This window comes from Microbacterium sp. AC026, from assembly GCF_979258475.1.
Genome location: NZ_OZ409857.1, coordinates 430,394 through 443,291 on the forward strand (window position 1 = coordinate 430,394; position 12,898 = coordinate 443,291).

Annotated in this window: 10 protein-coding genes and 3 pseudogenes; 10 read left to right on the forward strand and 3 right to left on the reverse strand. The window is 66.4% G+C overall.

Annotated features, from left to right (window positions below; all coding sequences use genetic code 11):
• Nucleotides 1-82: 82 nt before the first annotated feature.
• The 5 genes and pseudogenes from ACZZ93_RS02210 to ACZZ93_RS02230 all read left to right on the forward strand — a co-directional run bounded on the left by ACZZ93_RS02210 (nt 83) and on the right by ACZZ93_RS02230 (nt 5,787).
• Nucleotides 83-1,759 (forward strand): DUF885 domain-containing protein, encoded by a 1,677-nt coding sequence (locus ACZZ93_RS02210; RefSeq protein ID WP_463510385.1) that lies wholly within the window; start codon nt 83-85, stop codon nt 1,757-1,759.
• A gap of 53 nt (nt 1,760-1,812) precedes the next feature.
• Nucleotides 1,813-2,846: pseudogene (locus ACZZ93_RS02215) on the forward strand (LLM class flavin-dependent oxidoreductase).
• 41 nt (nt 2,847-2,887) lie between these two features.
• Nucleotides 2,888-4,240 (forward strand): MFS transporter, encoded by a 1,353-nt coding sequence (locus ACZZ93_RS02220; protein WP_072591281.1) that lies wholly within the window; start codon nt 2,888-2,890, stop codon nt 4,238-4,240.
• Between the two features lie 37 nt (nt 4,241-4,277).
• Nucleotides 4,278-5,036, forward strand: a complete 759-nt coding sequence (locus tag ACZZ93_RS02225) for an SGNH/GDSL hydrolase family protein (protein WP_463510386.1) — start codon at nt 4,278-4,280, stop codon at nt 5,034-5,036.
• Nucleotides 5,033-5,787 (forward strand): annotated as a pseudogene (locus tag ACZZ93_RS02230) (formylglycine-generating enzyme family protein). The gene ACZZ93_RS02225 and the pseudogene ACZZ93_RS02230 overlap by 4 nt, the downstream one beginning before the upstream one ends.
• A gap of 16 nt (nt 5,788-5,803) precedes the next feature.
• Here ACZZ93_RS02230 and ACZZ93_RS02235 read toward each other — a convergent pair.
• Entirely contained in the window at nt 5,804-5,953 is a 150-nt protein-coding gene (locus ACZZ93_RS02235; protein ID WP_285365548.1) for a hypothetical protein, read from the reverse strand.
• 85 nt (nt 5,954-6,038) lie between these two features.
• Nucleotides 6,039-7,364, reverse strand: coding sequence for an MFS transporter (locus ACZZ93_RS02240; protein WP_463510387.1), 1,326 nt, complete (start codon nt 7,362-7,364; stop codon nt 6,039-6,041).
• Nucleotides 7,365-7,460: 96 nt separating this feature from the next.
• Between ACZZ93_RS02240 and ACZZ93_RS02245 the strand changes: the two genes are divergently transcribed.
• From ACZZ93_RS02245 to ACZZ93_RS02265, 5 genes are all read left to right on the forward strand, one after another.
• Nucleotides 7,461-7,829: a VOC family protein gene (locus ACZZ93_RS02245; RefSeq protein ID WP_053096079.1), complete on the forward strand. Its 369-nt coding sequence runs from the start codon at nt 7,461-7,463 to the stop codon at nt 7,827-7,829.
• A 15-nt stretch (nt 7,830-7,844) separates the two neighbouring features.
• Complete coding sequence (locus tag ACZZ93_RS02250; protein ID WP_463510388.1) at nt 7,845-8,390, forward strand: GNAT family N-acetyltransferase; 546 nt, start codon at nt 7,845-7,847, stop codon at nt 8,388-8,390.
• Nucleotides 8,391-8,417: 27 nt separating this feature from the next.
• Nucleotides 8,418-8,750 carry an ArsR/SmtB family transcription factor gene (locus tag ACZZ93_RS02255; protein ID WP_372983546.1) on the forward strand — a complete coding sequence of 111 codons (333 nt, stop codon included), beginning with the start codon at nt 8,418-8,420 and terminating at the stop codon, nt 8,748-8,750.
• Nucleotides 8,751-8,784: 34 nt separating this feature from the next.
• Nucleotides 8,785-9,894, forward strand: coding sequence for a GNAT family N-acetyltransferase (locus ACZZ93_RS02260; RefSeq protein ID WP_463510389.1), 1,110 nt, complete (start codon nt 8,785-8,787; stop codon nt 9,892-9,894).
• 383 nt (nt 9,895-10,277) lie between these two features.
• On the forward strand, nt 10,278-11,147 hold the full coding sequence (locus ACZZ93_RS02265; RefSeq protein ID WP_157538185.1) for an HNH endonuclease: 870 nt from the start codon (nt 10,278-10,280) through the stop codon (nt 11,145-11,147).
• A gap of 839 nt (nt 11,148-11,986) precedes the next feature.
• Here the strand turns inward: ACZZ93_RS02265 and ACZZ93_RS02270 are convergent.
• Nucleotides 11,987-12,857: pseudogene (locus ACZZ93_RS02270) on the reverse strand (arsenic resistance protein); the annotation flags it as partial.
• Nucleotides 12,858-12,898 lie beyond the last annotated feature (41 nt).

Sequence of the window (12,898 nt, forward strand, 5' to 3'; positions counted from 1 at the left end):
CGACGGATGCGACCGCGAGGGCCGACAGCCCCGGCGACGGGTACCAATATCCTGCGCCGGGGCGCAGGGCTACGCTGGAGGGATGACCTCTTCCTCTCGCACACCGTCTGCCATCGACAGAGTCGCCGATGAGTGGGTCGACACCATCGCGGTGCTCGCTCCGACGCTCGGCACTTACATCGGCCGGGACGACGTCAACGACCGTTTCGGCGACCTGAGCCCCGAGGGGCACGAGGAGATCGTGCGAGCGACTCGCTCGACCCTCGCCGCGCTCGAAGCGCTCGAACCCGTGGACGCGATCGATGAGGTCACCAAAACCGATCTGGCCGCCGAGCTGAGTCTCGACCTCGAACTGCACGATGCCGACTGGCACCTGCGCGACCTGAACGTCATCGCGTCGGCGGCGCAGGACGTGCGGTCGGCCTTCGACCTGATGCCCACCGCGACGGCGGACGACTGGAGCGTCATCGCCACCCGCCTCGCCGCGGTCCCTGATGCGCTCCGGGGCTACACCGAGACCCTCCGTGCAGGCATCGCCGCTGGAGTGACCCCCGCACGCCGTCAGGTCGTGGAAGTCGCGACGCAGATCGATCGCTATACCGCCGATGACGGATTCTTCGCTGCATTCGTCGCCGAGGCAGCGCCTCAGGAAGGCAATCTCCCCGCATCGCTCGCCCGTACTCTGGCTGACAACTCGGCCGCCGCTCGGGTCGCCTACGACGAGCTCCGCAGCTTCCTCGCTGACGAGCTGGCACCGGCAGCGACTGAGACGGACGCCGTCGGCCGAGAACTCTACGCGCTCAACTCGCGACGTTTCCTCGGAGCGACGATCGACCTCGACGAGACCTATGAATGGGGCCGCGAAGAACTCGCCCGCATGGTCGCGGAGCAGACCGCGATCGCGAACGAGATCCTGCCCGGAGCCACCGTTGAAGAGGCTGTCGCCCATCTCGAGGCCGACCCGTCCCGCAAGCTCGTGGGCACCGATGCTCTACAGCGCTGGATGCAGGAGACGAGCGACCGTGCCGTCGCAGAGCTCGGCGCGACGCACTTCGACATCCCGGAGGCGATCTGGACCCTCGAGTGCATGATCGCTCCGACGCAGGAGGGCGGCATCTACTACACCGGCCCCACCGACGACTTCTCACGCCCCGGCCGGATGTGGTGGTCGGTGCCCGAAGGCGTCACCGAGTTCGACACCTGGCGGGAACTGACGACCGTCTACCACGAGGGCGTCCCGGGGCACCACCTGCAGATCGCCCAGGCGGTCTACAACCGCGCGGAGCTCAACTCCTGGCGCCGTCTGCTCGCAGGGACGTCGGGACACGCCGAGGGATGGGCGCTGTACGCCGAACGTCTGATGCAGCAGCTCGGCTACCTCGACGACCCGGCGGACAGGCTCGGCATGCTCGACGGTCAGCGGATGCGCGCAGCCCGCGTCGTGCTCGACATCGGCGTACACCTCGGCAAACCTCGTCTCGACGGTCAGGGCACGTGGGATGCCGACTACGCCCTGGACTTCATGCGCAAGAACGTCAACATGTCCGATCAGTTCGTGCAGTTCGAGGTCAATCGGTATCTGGGCTGGCCGGGGCAGGCTCCGTCGTACAAGGTCGGGCAGCGCATCTGGGAGCAGGTGCGCGATGCGTATCAGGCGGAGCGTGGCGCGGCCTTCGATGTGAAGGAGTTCCACAAGCGCGCGCTCGACATGGGCGGGGTCGGACTCGACACGCTCCGCACGGCACTTCTGAATCGCTGAGGGAATGCCGCGCCGGTGTGCGCTGTTCATTCAGCTGAATAGAAAGGGCTGACATGAGCATCGAGTTCGGACTGGACACCTTCGGAGACATCACGAGAGGCGACGACGGCGAGCTCCTGACCGGCGCGCAGACGATCCGCAACATCGTCGAGCAGGCGGAGCGAGCCGACAGCGTCGGTGTCGACTTCTTCGGTGTGGGGAGCACCACCGCGAGGAGTTCGCGGTGTCGTCCCCGGAGATGGTGCTCGCCACCATCGCAGGGCGCACAGAGAACATCCGCCTCGGCACCGCCGTCACCGTGCTCTCCTCCGACGACCCGGTGCGCGTCTTCGAACGGTTCTCGACACTCGACGCGCTCTCCAACGGACGCGCCGAGGTCGTGCTCGGGCGCGGATCGTTCATCGAGTCCTTCCCGCTCTTCGGATACGACCTCCGCGACTACGACGCGCTCTTCGAGCAGAAGCTCGACCTCTTCGTCGAGCTCCTCAAGGAGGAGCCGGTGACCTGGTCCGGCTCGATGCGCGCATCGCTCGAGAACGCGAATGTCTTCCCGAAGACGGAGAACGGTCTGCGCACCTGGGTGGGTGTCGGCGGCAGCCCCGAATCCGTCGTGCGGGTCGCCCGCCACGGACTGGGCCTGATGCTCGCGATCATCGGAGGTCCTGCGGGGCGATTCCGTCAGTTCGTCGACCTCTACCACCGCTCGATCGCATCCTTCGGCACGACGTCGCATCCGATCGCGGTGCACTCGCCTGGTCACATCGCCGATACCGACGAGGAGGCGTGGGAGGCCGCGTACTCCGGTTTCGAAGCGATGAACAACACCATCGGTCGCGAGCGCGGGTGGCCTCCCTACAGCCGGGCGCGGTTCCAGAACGACGTCGGTCCCGCGGGTGCCCTCTACGTCGGTTCTCCCGACCGGGTCGCGGCCAAGATCGCCGACACCGTCACGACGCTCGGACTCGGGCGATTCGACATGAAGTACGCCACCGGCACGCTGTCGCACGACTCGATGATGCGCAGCATAGAGCTCTACGGGTCCGAGGTCATCCCTCGGGTGCGCAAGCTGCTGGCCGCCCAGGACTGACGCGGGACTCGGCAGCGCGGCGCTCCCTCTACGATGAGGGGATGGCCAACACCGCGCTGCCGAGCCGGGCGTCCATCGCCGGGCGTCTCGATGAGCTTCCGTTCACGCGCCGCCACCTTCGTCTGCTCACAGGATCAGGCGTGGGGTGGGCTCTGGATGCGATGGACGTGGGACTCATCTCGTTCATCCTCGCCGCACTCACCCAGCAGTGGGGCCTGACGAAGGCGGATGCCGGGTGGATCGCCTCCGTCGGCTTCATCGGAATGGCGATCGGCGCAACGCTGGGCGGACTTCTCGCCGACCGGCTCGGACGGCGCCAGGTCTTCGCTCTGACGTTGCTCATCTACGGCATCGCCACCGGAGCGAGTGCGCTCGTGAGCGGCCTCGCCGCGCTTCTCGTGCTGCGCTTCCTGGTGGGGCTGGGGCTCGGCGCCGAGCTTCCCGTGGCGTCGACGTACGTGAGCGAGTTCGCGCCGGCGCGCATCAGAGGCCGACTGATCGTCATACTCGAGGCGTTCTGGGCGGTGGGATGGACGGCGGCCGCACTGATCGGCTTCTTCGTGATCCCCGCGTCCGACGCCGGCTGGCGCTGGGCGTTCGCCCTCGGCGCGATCCCCGCGGTCTACGCACTGATCGTGCGCTGGGGACTGCCGGAATCGCCTCGGTGGCTCGCGTCGCGCGGGCGCATCGCCGAGGCCGATCGCATCGTCTCGGCGTTCGAGGCCGACGCCGGTGTCGAGCCGGGGCCTGCGATCAGACGCGAGCCGATGTCGCGGGCGATCGCCGTGACGACGCGAGCTCGTCTGACGACACTGTGGAACGGCGAGTTCCGCGTGCGCACCCTGTGTCTATGGGTCGTCTGGCTGTGCGTGAATTTCGCGTACTACGGCGCCTTCATCTGGATCCCCAGCATCCTGGTCGATGCAGGCTTCGATCTCGTCCGCTCGTTCGGTTTCACTCTCATCATCACGCTCGCGCAGCTTCCGGGTTACGCCGTCGCCGCGTGGCTCATCGAGGTGTGGGGTCGACGCACGACGCTGTCGGTCTTCCTGATCGGCTCGGCGGTCTCGGCCGTCTTCTTCGGCACGTCGACGACCGAAGCCGCGATCATCGCCTCGGGCATGGCTCTCTCGTTCTTCAACCTGGGCGCATGGGGTGCGCTGTACGCGGTCACACCGGAGATCTACCCGACCTCGCTTCGCGGCACCGGCGCGGGCTGGGCCGCCGGAGTGGGGCGTATCGCGTCCATCATCGCTCCGCTCGCAGTGCCGGTCGTGCTCGTCGCCGGGGGCGCGCCGGTGCTGTTCGCGGTGTTCGGCGCGTGCTTCGTGGTCGCGGCCGCGGCGGCATGGGGCCTGGTCGATCGCGGCGGGATGGCGCTGGACGACCGCTGATGCGCCTGGTGTCGGCGAGCGGGAATAGGCTGTCGAGGTGACAGACGTTCGCTATGTGGCCATCGGAGATTCCTTCACCGAGGGAGTGGGTGATGTGCTGCCCGACGGCCGCGAGCGAGGCTGGGCCGATCTCGTGGCTCAGGGGTGGGCCGATGCCGCCGGCCATTCGATCAGCTATGCCAACCTCGCCATCCGCGGCAAGCTGGCTTGGTCGATCGTCGAGCAGCAGCTGGAGCCGGCGCTCGCGCTGCGCCCGACCCACCTGTCGTTCAACGGCGGAGGCAACGACATGCTGCGGCCGCGGACCGACCTCGAGCACATCGCTGACGCGTTCAGCCGGGTCCTGCGCCGCTGCGACGAAGAAGGCGTCACCCTGATCCTCCTCTCCGGAGCGAATCCGAGCGGCCAGCTCCCGATGGGATCGCTCGTGCAGCGGCGAGGCGACCAGCTCTCGGATGCCGTGCTTCGACGCGTCGAAGGGCGCGACGATGTCGTGCGCGCATTGAACTGGCCCGACCGCGAGTTGGCAGATGCGAAGTACTGGTCCGAGGACCGCCTGCACATGAACGCCGCCGGTCACCACCGAGTCGCCGCACGGGTGCTGCAGGGGCTGGGCTACGAGCCTCCGTCGACCTGGTGGTCACCGACAGCCCTCACCGCGGGTGGCCCCGCGGGGCTCGCCTACTATCGAGAGTTCGTCGGCCCGTGGGTCAGGCGACGCGTCACGCGCACCTCGTCCGGTGACGGACGTGCCGCGAAGTACCCCGACTGGGTCGAGAGGGTGCCGCAGGCGTGACCGATATCGAGATGCGACCGATCCGGGGCGGGTCGGTCACACTGCATGATGCGCGCCGAAAGGTGGAACGCACCGTCAGTCTCGAGGATTTCGAGATCGGCGTCTTCCCGATCACCGAGGAGCAGCTGGCGGAGATCCTTCCGATCTCCTCACGCCATCCCCGTCGACCGGCCGCGGACCTGAGCTGGTTGCGCGCGATCCACTTCTGCAATGCCGCATCGGAGTGGGAGGGATTCGACCCGGTCTACCGATTCGACGGCGAGGACGTCACGTGGGACGTGACCGGAGAGGGCTATCGTCTCCCGACTGAAGCCGAATGGGAGTACGCGTGCCGGGCAGGGTCGACGGGGCCGCACTATGCACCTCTCGCCGAGGCCGCGTGGACGAGTGCCGACGGTGTGTCGGCTCCCCAGGAGGTCGGCGGCAAGCTGCCCAACCTCAACGGGCTGTTCGACATGCTCGGCAACGTGTGGGAGTGGTGCTGGGATCTGCTGGATCCCGCGCGATACGACGACTATCGCGTGTTCCGCGGGGGCGGCTTCGCAGACGATTCGTGGAGCGTCCGCGCCTCGGTGCGTCGCGGGGAGGACCCCGCATGCACCATGAGGACGTCGGGCTTCGAGTCGCGCGCGGCGCGTATGAGACTCCGGGAGAAGCTCAGGGGTGGTCGACGCGCGCCGACCAGGAGAGAGCAGCGTTCGACGGCCCGGTGCCGTTCGGCTGGACGCCGTTGCGGCGCCCAGGGCGCTGAATCGCTCGAGGCCGTCTCATCGCGACATGGGCCTGATCATGTACCGGCTCGGTCCCTCCGGCTCGGAGAAGCCGAACTTCGCGTAGAGGCCGTCCGCATCGCTGGTGGCGAGCATGATGCGCTTCACGGTCGAGGTCTCCTGCAGATCATCGACGATGCCCTGCACGAGCATCCTTCCGATTCCGATTCCGATTCCGAGTCCTCGTTCGAGAAGGTGAAGCTCGGGGGCATGAGCACCATCCGCGGATTCCTCAGCGTCGCCGCTCAGGATCCAGCCCCATCCGAATGCGGGTGCGCTTGCGTTCGATCACGATGAAGGTGACACCGAGGATCCACAGCGGGATGGGCATGAGGAACGCCACTCGGAACGCCTCCAGCGAGTAGGTCTCCGGCGTCCCCGCGCCCTGCAGGTCGAGTGCGAGACCGATGAGGAAGATCGCGATGAGAGCGGCGATGAAGCCACCGGCATTCGTCACTCCTGTGGCCGTGCTGAGACGATGCGAGGGGTTGTGCGTGCGCGCGTGGTCGAAGGCGATCATGCTCGCCGGGCCTCCCGTCGCGAGTGCCACGGCGAGGACGTAGAGCAGCCAGAGCGGAGCCGGTTCGGGCAGGGCGAGGACGGCGACCCATGCGACGACCTGCACCCCGACGGCCGGAAGGACGAGTGCGAGCGAACGCTGATTCGGCAGCCGACGCGAGAGGTCTCCGATGATGGGGCCCAGTGCCATTCCGGCGATCACATACACCGAGATGATGCCCGCAGCATGCGCCGTGTCGAGCCCCTGCGCTGCGGTCAGGAAGGGCATTCCCCAGAGGAGGATGAACGCCGTGCCCGCGAAAGGTGTCGTGAAGTGCGACCAGAACGCGAGGCGGGTGCCGGGGTGCGCCCACGCGGCGCGGATGCCGACACCGGTGTCGATCGCCGACGTGACGACGCGGATGACACCCGTGTCGGTGTTGACCGTCACGTCGGCCCCACGCTCCGCCGGGTGATTGCGGATGACGAGCGCGACGAGAATGGTGAACAGCACGCCGAGCCCCGCGATGCTGCCGAAGGTGATCGTCCACGTCGTCGCGTGCAGGAGTGCGGCGAGGGGCACGAGTGCGATCAACTGTCCCGCCTGCCCGATGATGCCGGTGAACTGGACCATGATCGGCCCGCGCTGCGCAGGGAACCACGTCGCCACGAGCCGCAGCACGGCCGGGAAGATCGCCGCGTCGCCGGCGCCGAGCAGGATGCGCGCGAAGATCGCGATGCCGATGCCGGGGGAGAGGGCCATGGTGAGCTGACCTGCAGCCATGAGCAGCATGCCGATCGTCATGATCGGGCGCGAGCCGAAACGGTCGAGCAGGACGCCGATCGGAATCTGCATTCCGCCGTAGACGGCGAGTTGGACCACGGCGAACAGCGCGAGGGTCGACGCGTCGGCCTGGAATCGATCCGCGGCCTCCACCCCGACGGCGCCGAGGGAGGTGCGGTTCGTGATCGCCAGGACGTACGCCGCGACGCCGACACCCCAGATGAGCCAGGCTCTCCATCCCGGGGCGGTCACGGGGGAGCGGGGAACCTGATGCACTCCTCCCACGGTACTCCTGGTCGCGACCTCCCCTGTCGCGCAGCCCGCCCTCTCGGTTGTCTGGCGCATGTCGGATGCTGTCGCTAGCGTGGCCGCATGACACCCGCACCCGTGCACCACGCCATCAACTACGTCGAACTCGTCGTCAATGATCTTGAGACGGCGAAGCGCTTCTACCGCGACGCCTTCGGATGGGTTTTCGTCGACTACGGTCCCGCCTATGCAGGGATCGCCTCGCCCACAGGCGACGGATCCGAGGTCGGCGGGCTGCTCCTCTCCGATCAGGGGCGCCCGCCCGGTGGCCCTCTCGTGCTGTTGTACTCCGACGATCTGGATGCCACCCAGGTGGCGATCACCGAGGCCGGCGGTGCGGTCGTGCAAGGTCCGTACGAGTTCCCGGGCGGCCGCCGTCTGCACTTCCTCGACCCCAGCGGCAATGAGCTCGGCGTCTGGTCCTCGCGCTGAGGGCAGAATGAACCTGTGACCGAACTGCCTGATCTCGACACACTCATACGCCCCGAGCGCGCCTCTGTCCGCATCCGCCCGACGAACCTGCACGGTTCCGACGCGGTTGCGGTGACCCATCTCGTGCGGACGTATCTCCTGCAGACCGAGGACGAGAAGCGAGAGCACGGGATCGCAGTGCCCTCCCCGCCCGGCTCGCTGCCGCCGCGGTACAGGCAGGAGGCTGATGACCCCGCTCTGGCGTACGCCGGGTGCGTTGTGCTCATCGCGGAGCTGGACGATCAGCCCGTGGGAGTGGTCGTCATCCGGCCGGTCGCCGGAGAAGCAGAGGTCAAGAGGTTCTGGACGGATCCGAGCGTGCGGGGACGAGGCGTCGGCGGTGCTCTGCTCGATGCCGCCCTGGAGGTCGCGGGTTCCCCTGTCCGGCTGTCCGTCTGGCATTGGCGTGATGCGGCGATCCGTCTGTATGAATCCCGGGACTTCCTGCGTGTCGAATCCTGGGAGGATCGCGAGGCCCTCGTGTGCATGGTGCGACACCGCGACACTTTGCACTTGCGCTAACCGTCCAGGTGCAGAATACTTTCATCTATGGCTAACCATGACGGCGTGAACGGAGTGTTCCTCGCGCTCGCAGACCCGACGCGGCGGGAGGTGATCCGGATTCTCGGATCGGGTCCGGCGAGCGTGGGGGAGTTGGCGAAGTCGTTCGCGATCACGCTGCCCTCTTTCATGAAGCACGTGCGCACACTGGAGGGGAATGGTCTCATCCGCACGACCAAACGCGGACGCGTGCGCACCTGCAGCCTCGACCGCGATCGACTCGCCACCGTGGGGGACTGGCTCGACGATCAGCGCCGAATCTGGGATTCCCGTACCGATCGACTCGAAGCGGTCGCTGCAGGACTGGAGGAGCCCCGATGATCGACACGCTGGTGGCTGGGACCCCCGAGGCCCCGTGACGAACACATCCGGCCGAGCGGGCGCAAGACCCCTTCCTGGTCGCCTGCGGACGGCGCGCCTGATCCTTCGGCCGCAGACCGCCACCGACGCGACCGTCTTCCACACGCTCTGGACCGAGCGGGATGAGCGCGTGCCGGCGCACCGGAAGCTGGACGCAGCCGGACACCCGACGGCGTCCGACATCGCCGCGCACATCACCGATCCGGCCTCGGAGCGATCGAGCCTGCTCACAGTGGAGGACGCGGTGTCAGGGGAGGTTTACGGATACTGCGGGCTCGTCTTCGACGCGAACGGCAACGATGAGGAGCCCGAGGTAGCGTTCGAGCTCCTCCAGGCCGTGCACAATCGCGGATATGCCACGGAGGCCGCGACGGCGGTCCTGCGGTGGGCTGCCGAAGCGGGCTATCGCCGTGCGTGGGCGGGAGTCTGGGAGTGGAACGTGAGTTCGCGTCGCGTGCTCGACAAGCTGGGGTTCGTGGATTCGGGCCGATCGGGCCGCGTCAGCGAGCACGGTCGCACCCTCATCACGGTCCGCGACCTCGGGACCGAGCACACCCCAGTCGAACGCACCGAGCTCGTCGAGCATCAGGATCTTTCCACATCGCAGTTGTCAGCGCTCGGCAAACTCTTCGACTCCGAGTACCGCGTGACGCACGGCGCCTGGAATCCTGACCGCCCGTACGGGTATTCGCCGGCGCATGTTCATGTGATGCTGTCGATCGGCCGGATCGTGATCGCGCATGTCGGCTTTCAGCGACGCACGATCAGTGCAGGCGGCCACGAGATCGTCGTCGCCGGAACCGGGGGAGTCCTCGTGCATTCCGACTGGCGCGGCAGTGGGGTCGGGCGACGGGTGATGGCGCGTGCCCAGCAGGCGATGCGGAACGACGCGCTGGTCGACTTCGGATACCTCGGATGCCGTGAGGCGGTCGTGCCTTTCTATGAGAGCACCGGCTGGAGGCGGATCCGCGCGCAAGAACGTCACATATCGATCGCCGACGGTTCCGACGCGACCGAGCACTTCGGAGCTCCCATACTCATCTACGACGCATCTGACTCGCGATGGTCGCCGGGGGACGTCGATCTGAGGGGTACGCCCTGGTGACGCTCAGGCCTCCGGGAGAGGGCGCTTCGCCCTCTACTGGGGAGGAGCATTATCAGGCTCGCTATTATGCGGGCGGCATCAGACCGGGGGACGGTAAGCGGAGCTGACGAGCGCACACTCGCCATGTGACGTCGCGGGTATCGACGAAAGGAACGATGATGCTTCGCGGACATCACGCAACTCAGCGCGACCTGTTGCGCGGCATCAGAGGGTGAGGCTCAGCTGCTGTATACCCGTCATCGGCTCTGCATACGGAGCGCCCAGGTGGGTGCGCCGGAGCTGTCTCGTGGATAGTTGAGCTGCGGTGTTGACGAAGCTTGAGACTGGTCCGGCGAGTCGGTGACGGGCCCCTGATGTCGAGGGCGACGAGTACAGTCTGACCCGTGAGCGATTCCTCCGGCAAACGTCGCGTACGCGGTGTGATTGAGAGCGTCAACGGGCGCGCAAATGGTCGCGGTGTCCCCGAACTCAGTCAGGCCGTTCTTCGACTTGAAGACGGGTCAACCCTCGAGGTGCGTATGCCACAACCGCTGGGAGCGGAGCGTAATTTTCGAGCGCTTCCCGTCGCCTTCGACTTCATCGACTTCGGTGTGTGTCCGATCTGCCTAGAGCCAAAACCCCGCAGCCGGGAGCATGTCCCACCCCACTCCGTCGGCGGAAGCGTCATCACGATGACGTGCGAGACGTGTAACAACGAGTTCGGAAGCAAGTACGAGCCGCACCTGCGTAATTGGTACGAGAACGCGATAGGAAAGGTGCGACTCTCGGGTAAAAACCTACCCGGACTCCGAAACGCGGGAGAGTACCTCCTGCGCGAGAACACATCCGGCGGGTTCGTTCTCTTCCAACACGGAAGGCACGACCCGGCGGTCAACCAGATCATTCGAGAACATGAGTTCGAGATGAGCTACGTGCCTATCGACGCAACGCGCTCACATATTGCAGCAGTGAAGACCGCGTACTTAGCCGGATGCGTCGCGCTACGGCAGATCCCGAGAACACCGCACGCTGATGCACTGCGAACTGCACTCCTTTCTGCTCGAGACGTGCCCCGTACCCAAGATCTCACGGTCGACGACACGGTGACATCAATCAAGGTCGCGCGCTCCGCACATCAACCAAACCCGGGTGAAATCGTTCTGATGGCGTTCTCAGACGGATCGGAACCGGCGATGATTATCAGCTTCAATCGCGTCTTCGCCGTGAATTGGCCGCTCGACCCGATTACTGGATTCACTAGGCGTGTGGACTGATGATGGCACGTAACGATCGCCGGGGCGAGAACAAGGGAGCGCCAGTGATGCAGCCCACGGAAATCGTGGAACGCTTCGTGCTGCGTGCGCGGCGGGTTGCCGCGCAATCGCTCTCGCAGTCGAGGGAACGCCTCCAGGCGTTCGCCCACACCATGATCCGCGGCACCATCGATCTAGCGGGCCGCTTTACCGTCGTAGAGGATCTGCCCGATGAGGATCGCAGAGCCTGGCGTGATGAAACACCACGACGCAGCCGCCCGCGAATGACGAGGCGGAGGCATACATGCGTGAACGGATCCGCGTCCTCCAGAACCCGCCTGAGGCACAGTCAGAGACCTATCTGGCCTCGACGATGGTTCGGACTTCGACGCCCACAGGTTCTCCTGAAAACGCAGCTCGCCCCGTAGAGCGTGATCGGGGCTGGTCCCGACAGGTCTGGGGTACCCGCGGGACCACCTGCCGGCTTCGCTGGGGACTCCACCGGCCCAAGGATCGCGATCTTCTGCGATCTCGGCTCAACATATCTTCGGAACAGTCGGGCTCGTCGGCCCCTTGAGCGGTTCTTCGTCGGGGTCTATCATTCCGGCTTCTGCTGCTCGCTCTACGGTGCGGACTGGTCCGCCTGGGAGGATCGAAGAATGCCCGAACCTGTCGATGTCACCAATGCTGATCACTACGTGTGGGGCGAGGTCTCCGACGGGTGGCGACTACTCGACAGCCCCGGGCTGTCGGTGATCGAGGAGCGAGTCCCGGCCGGAGCCGGCGAAGAGTGGCACGTGCACCACACCGCGACCCAGTTCTTCTACGTGCTCGAAGGAACCGCCCAGATGTAGACCGCCGAGGGCGAGGGCGAGCGGGAGAACCACTAGGGAGTTGCGGGTCGCGCCGGAGAATACGACAGCGCGAGTGCTGGAGACGTCGAGTCGTGCCGCACGCCCCGCGAATATCCCTACCGGGATCATGACCGCCGCGAAGGCGGCATAGATCGGAACTGTGGCGAGCAGTGCAGGAAGTTGCCGGCTGACGCCGTAGACCTGGGAAGGGACGACGACGGCGAGCGTGAGCATCATCAGCGGCACCATGGCGGCTAGAGCGGTGTCTCGGAGAGTGCGACCCCAGCGCGTGCGGGAGGCGACGTACTGGGTGAGGCCGGCCGCCATGAGCGGGAGCACGATGAGCAGGAGGAAAGCGTCGACGAAGGGCGCGAGGTCGACCGCGGCGATGAGTTCAGGGCCGACGAACAGCCAGAGGTATGCCGGCAGGAGCAGCATCTGTCCCAGCATGAGGATCGGCGCGGCCGCAAGTAGCCGTTCCTTCGCCCCTCCGGCGAGCCCCGTGAAGACGATCACATAGTCGATGCAGGGCGTCAGCAAGACGAACAGCACACCAACCAACAGCGCCTGATCGTGAGCGACGAACCGAGACAGGCAGAACACGATGACCGGCACGATCACGAAGTTCACGACCAGCACCACGAACAGGAACCGCATCGCGGAAGGCGCGTCCGATCATCGAGAAAGGGACACCGAGGAATGTCGCGTACAGCAACAGCCCGAGAACGGGGTTGATCGCGAGCTCGAGCGGGTGCGCGGCTCCTGGTACCAACAAGCCCAGCACGACGCCCGCAGCGATCGCTGCGAGATAGAGGGCGATCTGATGACGTTCCCACCAGGCGACGAGGTTGCTCACGTTCCCAGCATGTCGACTCATCCGGTCCTGCACGAATCACCCACGCCAGGGCCGGGTTCGTG